Source organism: Trichocoleus sp. AS-A1, from assembly GCF_039962015.1.
Taxonomy (GTDB): Bacteria; Cyanobacteriota; Cyanobacteriia; order Cyanobacteriales; family FACHB-T130; genus FACHB-T130.
This window is the reverse complement of record NZ_JAMPKG010000018.1, coordinates 27000-46875: the sequence shown is the minus strand read 5'-3', so window position 1 is coordinate 46875 and position 19876 is coordinate 27000. Positions and strand designations below refer to the sequence as shown.

Annotated in this window: 15 protein-coding genes and 1 pseudogene; 7 read left to right on the top strand and 9 right to left on the bottom strand. The window is 48.1% G+C overall.

Annotated elements, in window-relative coordinates:
• Positions 1-30: 30 nt before the first annotated feature.
• From glgB to NC994_RS15350, 4 genes are all read right to left on the bottom strand, one after another.
• Positions 31-2337, bottom strand: a complete 2307-nt coding sequence (glgB, locus tag NC994_RS15365) for a 1,4-alpha-glucan branching enzyme (protein WP_190439188.1) — start codon at positions 2335-2337, stop codon at positions 31-33.
• Between the two features lie 549 nt (positions 2338-2886).
• A complete protein-coding gene (locus NC994_RS15360; protein WP_190410650.1) occupies positions 2887-3195 on the bottom strand; it encodes a hypothetical protein in 309 nt (102 codons plus the stop codon).
• Positions 3196-3235: 40 nt separating this feature from the next.
• A complete protein-coding gene (locus NC994_RS15355; protein WP_190410651.1) occupies positions 3236-3952 on the bottom strand; it encodes a glutathione S-transferase family protein in 717 nt (238 codons plus the stop codon).
• A 294-nt stretch (positions 3953-4246) separates the two neighbouring features.
• On the bottom strand, positions 4247-4420 hold the full coding sequence (locus tag NC994_RS15350; protein WP_190439185.1) for a hypothetical protein: 174 nt from the start codon (positions 4418-4420) through the stop codon (positions 4247-4249).
• Between the two features lie 605 nt (positions 4421-5025).
• On the opposite strand from NC994_RS15350, the gene NC994_RS15345 reads away from it, so the two are divergent.
• From NC994_RS15345 to NC994_RS15330, 4 genes are all read left to right on the top strand, one after another.
• The gene (locus NC994_RS15345) at positions 5026-7191 is read left to right on the top strand and encodes a GAF domain-containing protein (protein ID WP_190439182.1); all 2166 of its coding nucleotides are present in this window, start codon (positions 5026-5028) and stop codon (positions 7189-7191) included.
• On the top strand, positions 7185-7412 hold the full coding sequence (locus tag NC994_RS15340; protein WP_190439169.1) for a hypothetical protein: 228 nt from the start codon (positions 7185-7187) through the stop codon (positions 7410-7412). Before NC994_RS15345 ends, NC994_RS15340 begins: the two co-directional genes overlap by 7 nt.
• 238 nt (positions 7413-7650) lie before the next feature.
• Positions 7651-8175 carry a hypothetical protein gene (locus tag NC994_RS15335; protein WP_242030337.1) on the top strand — a complete coding sequence of 175 codons (525 nt, stop codon included), beginning with the start codon at positions 7651-7653 and terminating at the stop codon, positions 8173-8175.
• A 321-nt stretch (positions 8176-8496) separates the two neighbouring features.
• Positions 8497-10152, top strand: a complete 1656-nt coding sequence (locus NC994_RS15330; RefSeq protein ID WP_199302347.1) for a penicillin-binding protein 2 — start codon at positions 8497-8499, stop codon at positions 10150-10152.
• A gap of 532 nt (positions 10153-10684) precedes the next feature.
• On the opposite strand, the gene NC994_RS15325 is transcribed toward NC994_RS15330, so the two are convergent.
• The 4 genes from NC994_RS15325 to NC994_RS15310 all read right to left on the bottom strand — a co-directional run bounded on the left by NC994_RS15325 (position 10685) and on the right by NC994_RS15310 (position 14459).
• A complete protein-coding gene (locus tag NC994_RS15325; RefSeq protein WP_190439167.1) occupies positions 10685-12751 on the bottom strand; it encodes a thioredoxin domain-containing protein in 2067 nt (688 codons plus the stop codon).
• A gap of 118 nt (positions 12752-12869) precedes the next feature.
• Positions 12870-13685 carry a hypothetical protein gene (locus NC994_RS15320; RefSeq protein ID WP_190439165.1) on the bottom strand — a complete coding sequence of 272 codons (816 nt, stop codon included), beginning with the start codon at positions 13683-13685 and terminating at the stop codon, positions 12870-12872.
• 316 nt (positions 13686-14001) lie between these two features.
• Positions 14002-14274 carry a hypothetical protein gene (locus tag NC994_RS15315; protein ID WP_190410656.1) on the bottom strand — a complete coding sequence of 91 codons (273 nt, stop codon included), beginning with the start codon at positions 14272-14274 and terminating at the stop codon, positions 14002-14004.
• Positions 14275-14291: 17 nt separating this feature from the next.
• Positions 14292-14459 (bottom strand): hypothetical protein, encoded by a 168-nt coding sequence (locus NC994_RS15310; RefSeq protein WP_190439163.1) that lies wholly within the window; start codon positions 14457-14459, stop codon positions 14292-14294.
• Between the two features lie 90 nt (positions 14460-14549).
• Here NC994_RS15310 and NC994_RS15305 point away from each other — a divergent pair, with 90 nt between their 5' ends.
• Both NC994_RS15305 and clpP read left to right on the top strand, forming a co-directional pair.
• Complete coding sequence (locus tag NC994_RS15305) at positions 14550-14738, top strand: hypothetical protein (protein WP_348225586.1); 189 nt, start codon at positions 14550-14552, stop codon at positions 14736-14738.
• Between the two features lie 68 nt (positions 14739-14806).
• A pseudogene (gene clpP, locus NC994_RS15300) lies at positions 14807-15418 on the top strand (ATP-dependent Clp endopeptidase proteolytic subunit ClpP); the annotation flags it as partial.
• A 296-nt stretch (positions 15419-15714) separates the two neighbouring features.
• On the opposite strand, the gene NC994_RS15295 reads toward clpP, so the two are convergent.
• Positions 15715-16572: a hypothetical protein gene (locus NC994_RS15295; RefSeq protein WP_190439159.1), complete on the bottom strand. Its 858-nt coding sequence runs from the start codon at positions 16570-16572 to the stop codon at positions 15715-15717.
• 926 nt (positions 16573-17498) lie between these two features.
• On the opposite strand from NC994_RS15295, the gene NC994_RS15290 reads away from it, so the two are divergent.
• Entirely contained in the window at positions 17499-19802 is a 2304-nt protein-coding gene (locus NC994_RS15290; RefSeq protein WP_190439156.1) for a ribonuclease R family protein, read from the top strand.
• Positions 19803-19876 lie beyond the last annotated feature (74 nt).

Below are 19876 nucleotides of genomic sequence, written 5' to 3'. Positions count from 1 at the left end.
AGAACAGTTGTCTGGGAACAAGAAATCCTACTATCCCTGAGACAGCCAAGACTGCATCGCGGCTGCTGTCTTCTGCCGGTCAAGCTTCAAAACCAGCACTCCTAGTGGCGGCAAACACAAGTCTAGCGAATAAGGACGGGTGTGGAACGACCACTCATCTGTCCACTTACCGCCTAAATTGCCCATGTTACTTCCCCCGTACTCACGGGCATCGCTGTTAAACAGTTCGGTATAGAATCCGGGTTCGGGGACACCTACACGGTAGTGACTATGCGGCTGAGGAGTAAAATTGCACACTGTGATAATAAACTCCTCCGAATCTTTCGCCCTGCGGATAAACGCGACCACGCTATGACGGTTGTCGCTGCAATCAATCCACTCAAAGCCTTCTTGAGCAAAATCCTGAGTAAAAAGAGCTGATTCGCTGCGGTAGACATGGTTGAGTTCACTCATAAACCGCTTCAGTTTTTGATGCGACTCATGCTGCAACAAATGCCACTCTAAGTCACCCCAGACATTCCACTCACTCCACTGCCCAAACTCCATGCTCATAAATAGAGTTTTCTTGCCTGGGTGAGTAAACATAAAGGCGAATAAGCAGCGGACATTCGCTAACTTCTGCCACTCATCCCCCGGCATCTTACCAATGATATTACTCTTGCCGTGAACTATCTCATCATGAGATAGGGCCAACATGAAGTTCTCGCTGTGGTTGTACCACATACTGAAAGTAATATTGTTCTGGTGGAACTGACGGAACCAGGGATCCATGTGGAAATAGTCCAGCATGTCGTGCATCCAGCCCATGTTCCACTTCAAATTAAAGCCCAGTCCTCCTACGTAAGTAGGCCAAGACACCATAGGCCAGGAAGTTGACTCTTCTGCAATCGACAAGGTACCAGGGTAATAACTGAAAATTGCATGATTCGCCTGACGCAGAAAATCAGCCGCCTCAATGTTTTCTCTGCCGCCGTACTGGTTAGGCAACCATTCCCCAGGCTCACGGCAATAGTCTAAGTAAAGCATCGACGCCACAGCATCCACACGAATTCCATCAATGTGGTACTTGTCAAACCAGAACAGGGCGTTGGCAACCAGGAAGTTCCGCACTTCATTGCGGTTGTAGTTAAAGACTAGAGTTCCCCACTCCTTGTGTTCGCCTTTGCGGGGGTCGGCGTGTTCGTAAAGGTGAGTGCCATCGAAGAAGGCGAGACCGTGACCATCTTTGGGGAAGTGACCCGGAACCCAGTCCACTAGCACCCCAATCTCGTTCTGGTGGCACTGGTCAATAAAATACATGAAGTCCTCAGGTGTCCCAAAACGGGAAGTGCAGGCATAGTACCCTGTTACCTGATACCCCCAAGAGCCATCATAAGGATGCTCAGCGACTGGCAATAATTCAATATGAGTAAATCCCAGCTCTTTAACGTAAGGAATTAGCCGTTCTGCCAGTTCCCGGTAGGTGAGGAAACGCGCTCCTGGTTTGTAGTCAGAGACGACTACCACTGGCTCTGTCTCTCCATTGGACAACCGTGGCGGTTCAGCAGAGGAAGCGTGCAGCCAAGACCCTAGATGAACTTCATAGACAGAGATAGGATGGGTGAGCGGGTCGGTGTGGCGGCGCTTTTCCATCCAATCTTGGTCATTCCATTGGTAGGAATCTAAGTCAGTGACAATCGATGCTGTTTTAGGACGCACTTCATGCTGGAAGCCGTAGGGATCGGATTTTTCGTAAATGTGACCGTCGGCGTTTTTGATTTCATATTTATAGTGTTCCCCAACGCCCAAACCTGGGATGAACATTTCCCAGATGCCGGTGGAACCTTTACGCATTTGATGTTTGCGACCATCCCAGTTATTAAAATCCCCCAAGACAGAAGCGTTGCGGGCATTGGGTGCCCAAACTGCAAAATAAACTCCTGTTACCCCATCAATTTCCGTTGCATGGGCACCTAGTTTCTCGTAGATGCGATGATGATTCCCTTCTGCAAACAGGTGTAAGTCAAACTCTGTCAGGTGGGGAGAGCGGAAGGCATAGGGGTCGTAGATAACACGCTCGTGTTCCCCTTCTTGAATCCGCAGCTGATAGTTTGCCAGTTCTGGCATCTCAATGGTGCATTCAAAAAAATGAGGGTGATGCACTGCTTGCATGGGATATTCTGTCCGTTCTTGGGGGCAAACTACCCACGCGGCGTTGGCATTGGGTAGGTAGGCTCGCACTGCCCAGACGGTTTTGCCATTTTGCTGAATGGGATGGGCACCCAGAATTTCAAATGGGTCTTGATGTTGATTCCAAACAATCCGCTCAATCTGTTCGGGGGCGATGGTCATGGACATAAACCTATTTATCTAAAGGTCTTGAATGAATGGGTTCTCGATAGGGCTTTTTGGACGCGCACGTGTGTTGCGATCGCCCGTATCGTTGGCTTAAGGCGATCGCGTAGCGTCTGCCCTAAGCCTGAAAGTCTTCCCGTAAGGTAGGGCTATAGCAGCTAGCGGTTGAAGAACGAGCATCTCCCTCTGGTTAACAGCACTTTAATATTTATATACATTTTTTGTTTTTTGTATATTTTGTCATCGGTAGCAGGACACAGTTGTTTTTTCTAGTTAGGACAATGTCAATAAAAGTGCATCGTCATCTAGCGTGAAACTGGCTGTTTTTAGAGTTATTGAAATTTACGTCTTCATCTGAGTATTGAGTTAAGAGTCGGAGCAAGCAAGTAGGTAAAGTAAACAAAGGCAGCTTTTAAGTAGGGTGTACGCAGTTTATGATAGCGACTTGCTTAGGCAAACGTTTTTCGCGTTGCCATCACTGTCCCAGGAACGCGAACATTTATAACAGTTACCGCATGCAAAGCAGAAAAATTAATCGCTAGAATGCGGGATTTATTTGGGCGTGGGGATACCAAAGGTACGTAGCAGCCGCCGCACGCGGAGCAGAAAAACTAATTCTCGCAGTTTGGGATTTACCTGGGATGTTGCAGCAGGACGGGTTTGCAGAGCGTTCTGCAATTGGGCATACTCAGCAGCCGTGAGTTGCTTGCCGTCGATAGGCGATCGCGCTTCCGTAATAATCTCCGTCCGCAATACTTCCTCAGGAGTATCCTCCGGTGGTGGCAGTCCCCTAGCAGGCATCACCCCCAGCAGTTGAAATGAAAATTGCAAAATCCATAGTGAAATAATGGGCTTTTTCATTTCTATTTTTAATTTTCAGTGTATTTTTAATTTTTAATTTTTAATTTCCCAATCCGGGGGGTAGTGGTTCCCGACAAAGAAGGTGAATCCGCTCAATGCGCTCAAACAACCAAGGATAATCTTCTCGGTATTGAGGAATCAGCGCTAGAGGACTGAGTAAAGCGGCTGCGGCGATGTCTGCAACGCTTAAGCGATCGCCCACCAGGTAGAGGCTATTCTGCCAGCGACTGGACAAGACTTCCATTGCTACCTTCAGCCGATTTGCTGCCAGTTCCACCGCCGCCTGATTAATTCCATATTGCCGCCGCACCACCTGAATCACCAGCTGACTAGACGGCGAAGGGTCGATTTGCTTACCAGCACCGGCACGAAAATCATAGTAAACAAAGCGAGTCGCCGTGCCGATACTTTCATCCAGCCAATCTTCCAGCATCAAGGCTTCTGTCTGTAGTTGGCGATCCGGTAACGATAGCGCTGGTTCTGGGCGATAGCGATCTAGAAATTGTAAAATCTGCGTCGAGTCAGCGATCGCTTGCACTTCCTGCCGCGTCCCTGACGGGATGGCTTCGCTGACTCCCTGCATATCTTCTGCCTCTAACAAAAGCACCGGCACTGTCGTGAGTCCGGTGATTGGCTTGAGTTTGAGGATATGTAGCCCTGGGGTTAAATTTTCAACCTGATAAGCAATTTGCTTATAACCTAGCCCCAGTCTTGCTTTCCGACAATAGTGAGAAGTACTAAATTGCAGTAGTCGCATTTAATGCCAAAGCCGCCTACCGCAACAACAGATAAACATAGTCAGACCTTACTCCGACTCTAGGTGAGCCAACTAATGCTTGTGACCCCAGTTGTTTTCGTCAGTCAGTTGTTGCCAACATAACAGTTGTCCTGGGTGTCAATATTGACTCAGATAGTAGTAGATACCCAGTGAATGTGTGAGGAGCAATTACCAGATCGGGGTTCAGATGTTTTAGAACTCACTACTAACTTTCATACCCGTCGATTCGGTATGAATCCCTTTCAGGAGAAGTAAGGAGCGAAAACCAGCTCCTTAAGGAGACTTTGTGGGCGCTGGGCTAGTAGTCGTTCCACCAGTCGTTCCACCAGTCGTTGGAGATGTGGTAGGAGAAGGGCTAGTATTACTATCACTCGGTCCTTCCTGACAAGCTCCCAAGGTGGTAGCCAAGCCGAGAACTAAAAGCAGACTCACTATTTTTTTGTTCATACACTCCTCTTTAAGAGATTGCAACCAAAGGAATCGTTTGCTATTTAATCACAATATTGCGGTTTTTGCTTAGACGCTCCCGCAGGTGAAATCTGGAATTCTTGGTTTCACCAGTCCTCTTAGCCAGTTTTGGGTATTCCAAAAGAGTGAGGTTCCTTGCTCCCAAGCTTGAATTCCGGTGCGCCCCACCGTATTCTTCGGATTTCGTACTTAGGAAAGAATACTCTCGTACTGCTGGATTCACACTCACTCCTGAGAGTGATATTGCTTTGGGTTTTTTTCAATTTCTTTTTTAGTAGAAGCCTCGGAAAAACAGAGCAGAATTTACCAGCAAGTGGTAATTTTGTCTATCCGCGAATTTTCGAGGATTTCCACATCGGGAGCGAATTTAGTTTTCTCAGCAAAGCAACGGAATGAAGCTAAGAAATCAACCTTTAGGGAGATGTGGAGACTCAGTATCAGTTATTCTGAATACAATTTACGACCAAAGTGACTGATAAACTAACATGGCTTACCAATTGCTAGTGATTTGACAACAGGACGATTGACCGCTGCCTAAAATCTTTACCAAACTAGACGCGCAAGAAGAGTTCAAGGGAGGCGGCGTGTTTCCGCTTGTGGCTTATACCAGCAAATTATTTCCAGCCTGGATTCAGTACCCGCGAAAGCATTGGGCACTGCTACAGAAAATTGTGGATCGCATCCGCAACTCGTTGGAGTTGCAAGTGGTGCTGCAAACGGCAGTGGACGAAATTGCCACGTTGCTACACCTAGATAGGTGTTGTTTTTTGTGGTATTTCGAGGATACCAAGCGGGTACAAGTTGTCTGCGAGCGGATCAATGGAGAGCAAAAGAATTCTCAACTGGGGTACCATCCCTTAGAAACTTTTGGCGCAGTGGAGAGTGCGATCGCTTCTGGGAAATTAATTATCAACAGCCAAACAGCAGGTTCTCACCCGACGACAGGGGGGATGATGAATCGATGGCTTTCCTGGCTAAAGCGAGATAACCAGCAAATCGACACCAGTGGACGCTCCCAAGGGTCTTCTCCCTGGGACAGGGCTAACTTGTTCGTTCCGGTTAAGCGAAAAGAAGGATGGGTTGGCTTTATTGTCTGTATTTCAGAGCAACCCCGCACCTGGTCAAACTCCGAAATTGAATTTCTGCAAGCGATCGCCCAGCAGCTAGAAATTGCGATTTGTCAAGCTCAGCTTTACGAGCAAACCCAGAAACAAGCTCAAAGAGAGCAACTGGTGAATCAAATTACCAGTCAAACCCGGCAGAGTTTTAACTTGGAGACGATTCTGACTGAAGCGATCGCGCATCTGATGCAGGCGCTGTCAGCAGATCGGTGTCTAGTGCATCTGGTGGAACATAGCGACACTTTGGAAGAGGAGCGAAGCCGGGGAGTCGAGAAGCAGCTTGTAGAGACAAAGGCGATCGCGTCTGAAGCCGGGGAGCAAGAAGCCGAGGAGCGAACAGATAAAACTTGCTTATTGCAACCCTTGCCCGCTGAGGGTGCCGCTTTTCGGCGGAAATACCTTTTTGAGGTGTGTCGGGAGCCTTTTCCCTCTACTATTGATGACTTTGATACCCACGGACCACTGACCCAATGGGCAATCCAGCATCGTCAACAAGTGAGTATTCCTGACATCAAGCAAGACCCCCGAATTGGGGAAGCAAACGAAGAGTATCAAAAAGCCCAGATAAAATCTTCCCTGGTCGTGCCAGTACAGGCAAACGGAACACTCAACGCAATTCTTTATCTCAATCAGTGTTCGCATATTCGGTATTGGTCGAAAAATGACCGGACACTTGCCCAAGCGGTTGCCGATCAGCTGGCGATTTCCATTCGACAAGCCAACTTATACGCCCAAACTCAGCAGCAGGCAGTAGAAAGCGCCGCTCAAGCTAAGCAACTTGCCCAAACGCTGATTGAACTGCGGCTAACGCAATCCCAGTTGATTCAAAGTGAAAAAATGTCAAGTCTGGGTCGGATGGTAGCTGGCGTTGCCCACGAAATTAATAATCCAGTGAACTTTATCTATGGCAATATTCCTTATGTGGAAAAGTATGTAGATGACCTGATTCGATTAGTGCGGAGCTATCAAACTTTCTATGTCAATCCAGATGCTGAATTACAAAAGCTCACTGAGGAACTAGAGCTAGATTTCCTCCTGAGAGATTTACCACGCATTTTGAATTCGATGCAGGCAGGTGCCCAGCGAATTCACGAAATTGTTAAATCATTGCAGAACTTCTCGCGCCATAATCAAGCGTCCCTGAAACCAGTAGATATTCACATCGGGCTGGAAAATACGCTGTTCTTGCTGCACAGTCAGCTGGGCAATGAGATCCAAATAGAGAGAAACTATAGCGACTTGCCTTTAGTGGAGTGTTACCCGAAGCAACTCAATCAAGTTTTCTTGAGTATTCTGATGAATGCGATAGAAGCGCTCAATCGGGGGTCTTCCGAGGACAAAAAAATCGCCTTGCGTACCGAATTGGTGCCGGACTGCTCTCAAGGGGTCGCTAGTGTGCGGATTGCGATCGCTGACAATGGGCCAGGAATTCCCCCAGAAATTCAGTCGAAAATCTTTGACCCCTTCTTTACTACGAAAGACGTTGGTCAGGGCAGCGGATTGGGCTTAGCAGTAAGTTATCAGATCATCGTTACCCAACACAAAGGCAAGCTACAATGCCACTCCCAAGTCGGTCAAGGTGCAGAGTTTATTGTTGAAATTCCCTTAATTCCCCCCAACCGTTGTTAGCGCGGGGTGAGGAGAAGGACGCTAGCATTCAGGAGTCAGCAGTCAGAAACTCAGAAGCAGAAATTTATCCCTCATCCTATCCGGTGGGTAACGCGAGCAGCTCTCCAGCAGCTTCCCTCAGCATCCCAAAATCTTACATTCTTCATCCTGGCGAACCTTCTCCTGTTCATCTCAAAGCAATCGCGATGACCTTGCCAAAAGAAGCAATTGGAGAGTGTTAAGCTGTGGTTGCGTCGAAGGTAGCGACTAGGTACACGTTCGCTATCGATTAGCCATCTCGACAGGAATGTTGGATTCGATGCGAGAAAATATGGACTATAGACAGCTCTTGTGTCTAGAGTTTAAATTGATTGGTTTATTGTCCTTTGTCAGTGGTCAACAGTCAGAGGCAAAGCAAACTGACCTTGAGAAGAGAAAAAACTCATTTCTGACAACTGATACTAATAAAAAGAACTACTTATGGCTGCTGCCCCTCACTCCCTGACTCCAGATCGTCACCGTCCGGATAGAAGAAGCACTGTTTCCTCGCGGCAACCTAGAGGAAAGGCAATACCCCTGCGTTCCGAAAGCGGTTCATCGTCTAGAACCCGTAGCAGAAGCTCCCAACAGCGGGACTTTCAGGCACAGACACCCGCATGGCTGCGATCGCTGGTGACATTGCAGCGCACCTCCAACCTGGTATGTTTCTTCTTGATTGCTAGCACCCTGGGAGTTTATGCCTGGACGGTCTATACTCAGCAGATGTGGAGCCAGGAGTACCGCAAGTTGGAAAATCTGCAACGCAACGAGCGGCAAATGACAGCGGCAAATGAAGCCCTAAAAAATCAGTTGGCTCAAGAAGCTGAGCGTCCGGGTACGGGTTTGGTTGCTCCCAATCCAGCTAACACCATCTTTCTGCCGCCAGCACCCCAGCGCCAGTCACGGCCCAAGCCAGCGGCAGCTCCTAACTCAGAAACATCCCCAACTACGCCACTAGGCTATTAACGAGGTATGGAAAAGTCAGGAGTCAGCAATCGTAGGTCGCTGCCTACGCAAAAGGTTTCTGGAACTGCTAAAGGGACGAGCGAGTTGAACCAGAATGGAAGTGGAATGCCAGAGTCAGTGAAAAAACTGCCTCGAAAACCCACTCAAAACGGAAAAAGTCGTCAGTCATCAGAACCAAAGCAAGGCGGCGAAAATCGGCAACAGGAGAAGATATCACCACAGCAGTCTTTACCTCAGAAGTCTTTTGATTGGAGCCTATTGCGTTCTCCGTCCTTGTTGCTGGGTACTTCATCCTTACGGTTGCTGCTTGTTTGGCTAATCATGTCTCTGAGCGGGCTAGGGCTGGCGATCAATTTGTATCGCCTACAAGTGGTGCAGGCACCGAGCCTGTTGCAAAAAGCGCGACAGCAGCAGATGGTCTATCTGCGCCCCTTTGTTCCCCGACGCTCGATTGTGGATCGCAGTGGTAACGTTTTGGCAACTGACCGTCCCGCCTATACGCTGTACGCCCACCCAAAGCTGTTTAAACAATCTAAACAGGCAATTGCGACGAAATTGGCGGTGATTTTGGGAGTTTCTGCTGACAATTTGCTTAAGCAGTTCAACAAGCAGGAAAGTGGAATTCGGGTTGCCTACGCCCTGACAGAAGAAGAAGCTGACGGTATTTCCCATTTGCGAACCGATGGCTTAGAGCTGATTCAACATTACGCCCGCCTCTATCCCCAGCAGGATCTAGCCGCAGACGTGGTGGGCTATGTGGATGTGGATCATCGCGGTCAGGCGGGTGTGGAGTATAGCCAGGAAAATTTACTCACCCGGGCTGTTCGCACTGTTCGGCTTAGCCGCGCTGGTAACGGAACGTTGATGCCGGATCACCTGCCCGAAGGATTGCTGCATTTTGATGAGCTGCAACTCCAACTGACAATAGATAATCGCCTGCAACGTGCTGCTCGTTCTGCCCTCAAGCAACAAATGGAATTGTTTAGTGCCAAACGGGGCACTATCATCGTGATGGATGCGCGGGATGGTGCGGTGCTGTCGCTGGTTGCAGAGCCGACGTACAACCCGAATGAGTATTCTACATCTGACGTGGGTTTGTTTAAGAACTGGGCGCTGGCAGACCTTTATGAACCGGGTTCGACGTTTAAGCCGCTCAATATAGCGATCGCGCTAGAAGCGGGAGCCATCAAACCCGACACTGTATTCTACGATCGAGGTCAGATTCAGGTAGCTGGCTGGCAGATCAAAAATGCTGAAGAGGGCAGTCACGGTGCCCTGTCGATTTCTCAGATTCTGCAACAGTCGAGCAACGTCGGCATGGTGCAAGTCATCCAACAACTCAAGCCGAGTATCTACTACGGTTGGCTGGAACGGCTGGGGCTGGGGCAAGCGGTTGGTATCGACCTGCCCTTTGAATCACCCGGACAAATGAAAAGCCAAGAGCAGTTTACGTCATCTCGAATTGAACCCGCTACCACCTCCTTTGGTCAGGGCTTTTCTCTCACCCCCATCCATCTGGCTCAGTTGCACGCTGCTCTCGCCAATGGCGGCAAACTGGTAACTCCTCATCTCGTCCGGGGACTCATCGACTCCCAAGGGCAGATGTACTGGCAGCCAACGCTACCCACGCCGCGCCCCGTCTTTTCCCCATCGACGACTCAGACGGTGTTAGAAATGATGGAAGCGGTCGTCACGAAGGGAACCGGGAAAGCGGCGCAAATCCCAGGCTATCGAATAGGAGGGAAAACAGGCACTTCCCAGAAAGCCAGCGCTACTGGGGGATATTCTAGCTCTGCCAGAATCACTAGCTTTGTGGGCATTTTTCCGGTTGATGCTCCCCGCTATGTGGTTCTAGCTGTTGTCGATGAACCGAAGGGCAAGGTCTATGGTTCCACCGTAGCCGCACCTGTAGTGAAATCAGTGATGGAAGCCTTAATTAGCCTTGAGAAAATTCCGCCTTCTGAAATTAAAAATTAAGTAGGAGAGCGTAAAGAAACCTATGTTGAAGCTGCCATTAGTTATTGGTGATAATTCAGAGCTAATAACTAATCGCAACCAACCGTTAGATTAGTTGTACAAATCTGCTGACCCTTACATTTTTAATTACGAGTGGGGATAACGGCTTGCAGGCGATCGCGCAAAATTCTTATTTAATATGACTTTCTTAATTAGGCTGCCCAAGGTATCCTTAAATAATAGAAATATGTCTGATTTAAATATTAAAAGCTAGTTCTTCCTTATCGATTTTATTTTAACAAAAATAAAATAAAAAGTCTATATTGTAGCCCTCAATAATTGTATGTAAAGGCAAGATCCCCGACGGCTGAGAGAAGTCGGGGATTCGGAAATCTAGCATCTCACAATTAAAATAGGATTGCTATCGCAGCCCTAAATGATTTGTGAAGCACCATCCTAAAATAAATTGCGGCTAATCGCTAAAGCCAATTCCGAAGGTGAAATTAAAAAAGAAGAATTAAATCTTACCTCTTTAATTTCTAACTTGGTACTTTTAATTGCGAATTTGACTTCGCTGCACTTGTTCCCACATTTGGTCGCGACTTTGGGACGGTTCCAGACAAGTTAGTCCTTGGCAAACTAACCCGACCGCACCCAATGGCAGATTCGACTCCGCCGTCGATACCGTTGTAGGCAGATATTGAGCAACTAAAGGAGTTAGGTGGTCAATAGTAGTGCGAACCAGCGTACAGTGGTGATACCAATCCAGGGCGGTAAACAAACTGGGACAAGCTTGAGGGGACTGATGCATCACACTGCTGAAAGCTTGCAAAGCTTGTTCGCTGCGGTCGAGATAGGTAAGATTTTCAGTGAGTAAAGCCAGACGCACTAAGTTAGCGATCGCAATTCCATTCGCAGCCGGGGTGGCATTATCTACATAGCTGCGTTCCCGCACTAATAGATCGCTACTGGCATCGCTGGCGGTGTTATAGTATCCACCCAGTTCCACACTCCAGAGGAATTCGTCAAATTCTTCTTGAAGGGCGATCGCTTTCTCCATCCAGAAACTAGCGTGAGTTACTTGGTGCAAATCAAGCAGCGCTTTAATAAACAAAGCGTAATCTTCCGACTGCGCTAGTACCGAAGGTTTTCCGTCGTAGTTGAGACGGTGGAAGCGTCCTTCTACCCACTGACAATCCAAAATGAAATTAGCCGCTTTTCCAGCTAAGGACAGATATTCTTCCTTCCCAAATACCCCGTAAGCTCTGGCTAAACCTGAAATCATCAGGCTATTCCAAGCCACAATCATTTTAGTATCCGTCACTGGCGGAATTCGACCCGACCAACTGCCAGTTTTTGCCTCGTGGTTATTGCGGGCAGGAGGAAAGGTTTCTAGGGCGGCGGGTGGCGTACCGTAACGTGCTTCAAATAGCTTTGCGAGTGCCCTTTCCACTGTTTCGCTCAAAATACCCGGATGGCGGCGCTGCAAGACATTGAGACCTTCAAAGTTGCCTCCTGGCGTCACGGTAAATTGCAGTTGAATTTCCTCTAACTCCTCTGGAGTCAGCAACTCGACTACTTCAGGGTACGTCCAGACATAAAATGCCCCTTCCTCTGGTTCTGCTTCCTCTGGATGGGTAAAATTATCCGCGTCTTGGGCAGCATAGAAGTACCCCTGCGGTGCCGTCATTTCTCGCTTTAGCCATTGAAATGTACCTGCGATCGCTCTTTCAAATGCCGGTTCTTGTATCCCAGCACTCCACAAATCAGCCAGATACTCCACGATCTGACCATTGTCATAGAGCATTTTTTCAAAATGCGGTACCGTCCAAGTCGGATCGACCGTGTAGCGGTGAAAACCGCCGCCTACATGGTCGTAAATCCCGCCCAGTGCTAAATCTAAACCGCGCTGGGTACACGCCTGCTTGGCGTCGTATTTGGATTCAAAATTAAATCGAATTGCTCGCAGCGCCAACTCGGCATAGGGCATCATTGGGAAACTAGCGCCATGTTCGCTAGAAGCCACTATCCCGGTATTCGTTTCTAACCCCTGCTGTAGCAAATCCTTGTTGGTCAAGGCAGGTTTTAAACCCGTCCCCATACTTGGTCGCAGAATGGCTGCTTGCTGGAGATGACCCAGAAGTTCTTCTTTTACCGCGTGCAACTTCGCTTTGTCTGTATCGTAGTAACCACGAATCGCTTGTAGCACTTGTAAAAATCCGGGACGCCCGTAGCGCGGTTCTACCGGAAAATATGTACCGCCATAAAACGGCACCCGATCCTCAGGAGAGAGAAAGACATTCAAGGGCCAACCGCCTTGACCTACCATCATCTGTAACGCCTGCATATAAATACTATCAATGTCAGGTCGTTCTTCCCGGTCTACCTTGATCGGGATAAAGTTGGCATTCATATAGTCTGCGATCGCCTGGTCGGAAAACGCTTCTCCTTCCATCACCGTACACCAGTGGCAGCTGGAGTAGCCAATCGATAGGAAAATTGGCTTATTGTCCCGCTTGGCAGCTTCTAGGGCTTCTTCACTCCAAGGCCACCAGTCGATGGGATTTTCAGCGTGTTTGCGGAGGTACAGACTTTCAGCTTGATTGAGGCGATTGGTCATGGGGCTAATAGCAGAACTCGATATGAGTACGTTTTCACCCCTAGCAGTTTAGCGTGATGAATGGAGCGATCGCTCCATCCCACGCTAGATTCTGGTCAATCGTGGCTGGGTGAGTACATTAGTTAACCGAACCTTTGAGCGAAGCGTTATTTTCTTTAATTTCGATATCGTTTATTTTTAAACGTCCCAATTCCAGTTCCAGTTTCAATCTTTGTTCAATTTTCTCTTGAGGAATTCCCAGCCGCTGGGAAAGTTCTGCTGTCGTAAAACTCAAATTTCCTACTTTTATTTTTGTTTGTTCTTCAAGTTTTAACTGCCCATTTTCTACCCTTGGCTTACCTTCTACCCCAATATAAACTTCCTTCTCTTCTAAAAAAGGGAATGTTTTTATGACTTTTTCCAACAATTCTTTCTCTTGTTGATTCAGTTCTTCTTTGGGAACTTCTGAGACATTGAATACAACCCCGCTTTCTACCTGACCATTCTTGATGGTTGTATTGAGACCCTTGGTAGATGCCAGTAACTTACTGGTGTTTTTATCTTTAGCAATTGTTGAAATTACCAAATCATTCACTTCATTTTCACTCAAGTCAATTTCTATATCTTGACTATCTAATTCCGCCTGAGTATTTTGAGTATTTTTATCAATAGCAGGTTTTTTATCACTTCCATCCCGTCTGCTTAGTTCTGTTTGCAATCCTTGGCTAGCTCCAATGCTATTTTCTATTTTGGCATCAACATTTCTTTGCAATCTTGCTTTGACTGTTTGGAGTTCAGCTTCATTTCTAAAGTCAACTTGTCTAACTTGAGGATTTGTAGTTTTTTCTTTGGTGACGTACCACTCAGGAAGTTGGGTCGCCTGTTTCCAGTAATAATAAACTACTGAAAAAGAACCCAAGGCTAATAACAAAAATAGAAAAATGCTTTTTTTCATGTTCAAGTCAACTTATTTTCGTAACAAAGTTTGATATTGATATATAGAGATTTTATCCTTGTTTATAACAAAATTAGTTTCTTTCCTTTCTTAGCGTTCTTTATGTCTTTGGGTTTGAATAAGATTGCCTGGTTCGCGGGAAGCACAGGGATGAGAAAAAGAAAAGCGCCCCAGCCGGTATAGCTTGTGTAGATTATAGATGCCGCCCCTATCCAAGCGAGCAACTAGAGCGCTAGGACAGGGGTGCTAGGAGCGTGCTAAGAGCAACACCGCTTCGCTACCGCGTCTACCAAGAACTTCCATCAATTAAAGCATCCTATCTCTGGCTTGATTGATGGAGGGGGCGATCGAGGCGCTGTTGGTACAAACAGACAAAAAACTCAATTTCTTGTCGGGCACTTTGTTGGAGTGGTGTAGGAAGAGAATCCGCTAACACGGTAAAAGGTTCTGTGACACTTTCGAGTAAATCGTAGATTTCTTCTAAAGGTACATCCTGATATTGCCGTGTCTGTGCAGCCAGTGCTGCTGTTGGCGTTAAGTCAATCTTCTGTTGAGCGATCGCTTCTAAATCTTTAAATTGCACGGTCATATCGAGCAACTCCTTTGTTAATAAGGACGCATCTGTACAGAAGTCGATCCAGTCAACTCCCCATTAGCGTTGGGTTGAGCAGTTGAGAGCGCTCGCGGTGTCTGAATTGTGGTTGGGACGCTTAGTGCTGCGATTACATTGAGCAACAAGGTGATCGTGGCGGCTTGCAGAAGTCTTTTAGGCATGACTCGGTTCCCTCCATCCCCGAATAGTTCTAACAGTACGATTTGCTATAGCGATCGCACTTCGTCCCATTGATTCACCCAGTTGGGCGATTGTTTCCTGACGAAGACAACCAGCAAGATGCGATCGCTGTTGAAAAACCGAACCCCAGAGGACACAACGACAAAACACGCCTACCCTTTCAGTGCTACCGACGGGTTTTCCCTGATGTTCTACATTCCAGCCGACAAGCCCAATCCACCTGCTGCAAGCGCACCTTCTCGCTAGGGTTGTATCGGTAGTATTTCCAGCACCCGGTACTTTCTCCTACAATCGCTAAAATTAAGAAAAATCACCCGAAAAAGCAGACTCCATGATTCCTACCGTTATCGAACAATCAGGTCGTGGCGAACGTGCCTTTGATATCTACTCCCGGCTCCTCCGGGAACGCATCATCTTCCTGGGACAACAGGTTGATTCCGACCTTGCCAACTTAATCGTGGCTCAGCTGCTGTTTCTAGACGCTGAAGATCCAGAGAAAGACGTTTACCTGTATATCAACTCTCCCGGTGGTTCCGTCACCGCAGGTATGGGCATTTTTGACACGATGAATCAAATCCGCCCGGATGTTTGCACCATCTGCCTCGGATTAGCCGCTAGTATGGGCGCTTTCCTCCTCAGCGCGGGTGCTAAAGGCAAGCGGATGAGTCTGCCTCATTCCCGGATCATGATCCACCAGCCTCTCGGCGGCGCTCAAGGTCAAGCCACCGATATTGAGATTCAAGCCAAGGAAATCCTGTACCACAAAAGACAGCTGAACGAATATCTGGCTAAACACACAGGTCAGCCCATCGAGCGGATTGAGGAAGATACCGAACGCGATTTCTTTATGTCCGCAGAGGAAGCCAAGGACTACGGTTTGATCGATCAGGTGATTAAACGCAGTCCCTCTGCTACCCGCACAGCCGTTGCAGCGGTATAGAGAATTAAAAGTTAACGGACGTGCAATTTCTGGTTAGCCCCTCCATCGAGCGGGGCTTGGGAGGATCGAGTCAAGCAAATGCTGTGAGATCCCCTCAGGAACATAGATTAAATAACTTACGCTCGTTCACGTTTTGTAGGGACATGGCAATGCCATGCCCCTACTACGCAAAAATAGGAGGTTAATCAATCCACGATCCTTAGCTCCCGATCGATTGAGGGAGAAATACAGAAAATTACACATCCCGGCAATAAAAAATGGGGGAAGCTCCATTTTTTATTGCCAATGTTGCTCAGTTACTTTTCCGGTGTTGGGAGAGATTCAAGATAGCGCAGGAAATCCAGCAATTGTTCCTGATTCAGCTCCGAACGACCTCGCTTACCGTAGGTTCGCTTCAGATAATCTTTTCCTTGCTCAGCAGTCCAGCGCAAACGCTTAATTTCTACGGTCGTTCTAGCCATCGCTTCGGATAAGTCCATCTCCTCAGCAGCAGAACTTGTGCTACCGATAGTCATATCCATCGGACTTGGCTGAATGATCTCTTCGCTAGCGTGATAACCAGGCGATGCAGGCATTGACTGATTATGCTGGTTGCTAAACAAGCCTCCCGATATTTCTTCGGGTGTCTCGATCGCAGCATCATCCCCATAAAGCTCAGTATGGGCAGGGGAATACTCTTCTGCAAACGGGACATCCTGATTCGATAGCACGACGGGAGGTGGTGAAGCAGCTTCTTTTTGTCCCCGATCTGAGAAGGACATTCCAGCCATATCATTGAAGCTGACTGGATCGGAATACAGCCGATTTGGGCTTGGCTGCGAGGGGCTTTCTGACGGAATGACCGTTTCGCGTCTGGGGTTTGCGATCACCCCCACTGGCACCTCAACCGCTACAGTTTGCGTAATCTGAGCATCAGACTGCGTAACTGGAGTGTTGTGGCTAGAACTTCCATCAGGAATTCCCAAACAGTTCAACGCTCTGGCTGTTGCCTTGTCTTCTGCCAGCTCAATCTCACCGGCTGCTGCCAAACCTGTCGCTAGGATTACACCTTCGACTTGAACAGCGGCTTTGACCACGTACTTTCCTTCATGAATGGTCAGTAACTCAGTGGTCAGGCTGCCTAAGGGATAACGAACTCGGAATTGAGAAAACATAATACTCCACGCCACCCAAACCTAGTCGGGTTTTTTGGCTCCCATCAACGTTAAGTATAGTACGCCCCCTGAAAAACGATTTTAGAGAAGGTACCGCAAGAAACTAAAATAATTAGAGACTGTTCATCGGTATGGTATAAAACCATTCCCTACTGCCCGCTACGCTCGCAAGTGACCGAGTCCGTTTCACAGTGGTTGGCTTGAGAAAAGGCAGTCAGACAAAGTGCTTGTCGTCGCTTTTGTCGTCAAGCACCTGAATAGAGAAAGCACTGGTTGCTGCCAGTCGCTGGTTGCATCCGGAGTTCTTGTTCGGGACATCTGCTTGATATTCGCAAAGGCGGGCTGAAGGAGGGATGGTTGCCTGACGATGTTCCCTTGACGCTCAACTGTGGACTGTAGATTAAAGACGACCAACCCTGGACTAGAGACTACCAAACGCAGCTGTCTGTTGTCCAAAATCTGTAAAAAGACAAAATTTTGTTTGTTTACAAAGTCTAAAATCGATAGTCCAAAATCTTCCGCTCGCGTAGTGTATGCCGCGATTATCTGCGACTCCTCGCATAGCGTATATCGCGATATGCATCTCCTCGTGTAGCGCTAAGAAGGCTAGAGCATCGCGTTCGATGACGATGACAATGTTTCGCTTACTGTAGGGTGAGAACCGGGCCACCCAAGTAGCAGCGAGACATCTGTTAAAAACGCGGCGAATTTGGCGCTGCCACATCAGGGTAAAAATACCCATGCTTTCCAAGCATGGCGTCAGGATAACAAGGAGAAAAATCGCTTTCAATCGTCAGCGGTCAACAGTCAGTAGTCGGCAAGAAGAAAGAAGTAACTGTTGTAGAGATAAGGTTAGCTCGTCTCTATCAGCTGACAAATGTAGACAAACAGAATTGTTTTTATGGTGGAGGCAAACTCATAGCTGCATGGAATTTTCAATCGCTACACTACTTTCTAATTTCACAGATGACAAATTAGTCGCTCCTAAGGTTCTGGAAAAAAAACTGCGTTGCCAGGATGAAGAGAGCTTAACTAAACTACAAATTGCCTTGGATGCCTTAGAAAAAATTGGCATTTTGGTCAAAGATCGCGGTAAGTATCGGCGCGTCCAAGAAGAAGATGTCGTCGAAGCCAAACTGCGCTGTTCGAGTAAAGGATTTTGCTTTGCCATTCAGGAGGTAGAAGGAGCGGAGGATATTTACGTCCGAGAGAGCCATCTGAGTACCGCTTGGAATGGCGATCGCGTTCTCGTCAAAGTCACCAAAGAAGGAAACCGCAAACGCTCTCCAGAAGGGGAAGTGCGGCTGATTCTAGAACGGGCCAATCCCTCGGTCTTGGCACGAGTCAAGCAAGTCGAAACCGGCTTTAGAGCCGTCCCTCTAGACGATCGGCTGCTATTTGAACTGAATCTGCATCCGAACGGTCAAAACTTGGCGGAAGCCGTCGATTACCTGGTTCACGTCGAAGTTTTACGCTATCCCCTGGCATCGCAGCCGCCGATTGGCAAAGTCGCTCGCATTCTCGGCAGCAATGCAGAAGCCGCCGCAGACACTGATATCGTCTGTTGCAAGCACGACTTACCTCGCAACTTTCCGGCTGAGGTGCTGAGAGCCGCAGAGGAATTGCCCAAACAGCCGAGTCAAAAAGATTTCAAGCACCGGCTGGATTTGCGGAATTTGTTAACTCTTGCCTTTATTCCTGAACCTTCAGGAGCGAGAAGTGAGAACGAAACGGCTCAGCACGTCACAGAAAACGCTCTGACTCTTAACAAAACAGAGGCTGGACTGTGGCAGTTGGGCGTCCACATCACGGATGTTGCCCACTACATCGAGCCACAAGAAGCGCTGGATCGGGAAGCTCGCAAGCGGGGAAACACCGTCTATCTGGGAGACATGGTGCTGCCAATGCTACCGGATGCTGTTGCCAGTCGCTGCTCCTTGGTACCCGGCGAAGCTCGCTTAGCGATTTCGGTACTGTTAACTCTCGATTCCGCCACCGGACAAATGGTGGAATATGAGATTCAACCCACGGTGATTCAAGTAGATCGCCAACTGAGTTATGACGAAGCGACAGCAATTTTAGAGCGTCATCAAGATGCCGAAGCGCCAGTGTTTGAAATGCTCAGTCAGTTGTTTTACGAGCTGAGTCCGGCAGTGAAAGCACAGCGCCTAGGGAGGGGAGGATTTGAACTGAATCTGCCCGGTACTCAATTGCCCTACAACGATGAAGGCATCCTAGGAGCGATTGTATTTTCGGGAGGAGTGCGTTCTCTAGTCGTAGAGTTGATGCTCCTGGCAAATCAAGCGATCGCAACCCATTTGCAAGCACTCTTTCTGCCTGCAACGTATCGCATTCAGCCTTCTCCAGACCCGGAGGATGTGCAGGAATTGATGAAGTTGGCGAGTAATCTGGGCATGGAACTGCGCCTAGAGCAGGAAGAAGCGGTGACATCACGGGATTATCAACGTTTTACTCAAATGTTCGCTCAATCCCAGTCAGAGCGAGTCTTGATGTATCTGTTGCAGTCCACCCTGAGACCCTGTGGTTACAGTACAGCTCCCGGCTCTCACTTTGGTTTGGCTTTAGGAATAGGCGAGGACGAAAGCCCCTACACCCACTGTCTCTCACCGCTGCGACGCTACGCAGATTTACTGATGTCACGGGTATTGCTTGCCGTCTTTGAGAAAGGACGCGATCGCCGAACCACTCGCGCCAAAGAAAGCGTGAATCTGCGTCATAGTTCCGCCCAGGGCAATATCAACTGGAATGTCTTGCCACCAGACGTGCAAGAAGATTTAGAAAGCCAGCTACAGGGTATCGTTGTGCATCTCAACGAGCGTGAAAAGCTGACTTCAGATGCACAAGCGGATCTGGAAGGACTCAAAAAAGCCGAGCTAATGAAGGAGCGCACGGGAGAGGTCTTCCAGGGCTTAATTACCGGCGTCCAGTCTTACGGGTTCTTTGTGGAAATTGAAGACTTGCTAGTGGAAGGACTGGTACACGTCAGCTCTCTTAAAGATGACTGGTACGAGTTTCGCTCGCGTCATGCTTGCCTGGTTGGACGGAAAAGCCGCGTTTCTTATCGTCTAGGCGATCGCGTGGAAGTCCAAGTTAAGAGCGTTGATTACTATCGTCAGCAAATTGACTTGGTCATTGTCGGCGGCGGTAGCGAAGCCAGCAATGAGGATATAGAAGCAGATTCTTCTGTCGATCCTGAATTCGATGAATAGCTAATCGTTAATGGCTCATGGTGTGTTCAACAACCATGAGCCATTAACTGTTTAGCTAATTCCTTATTACCCAT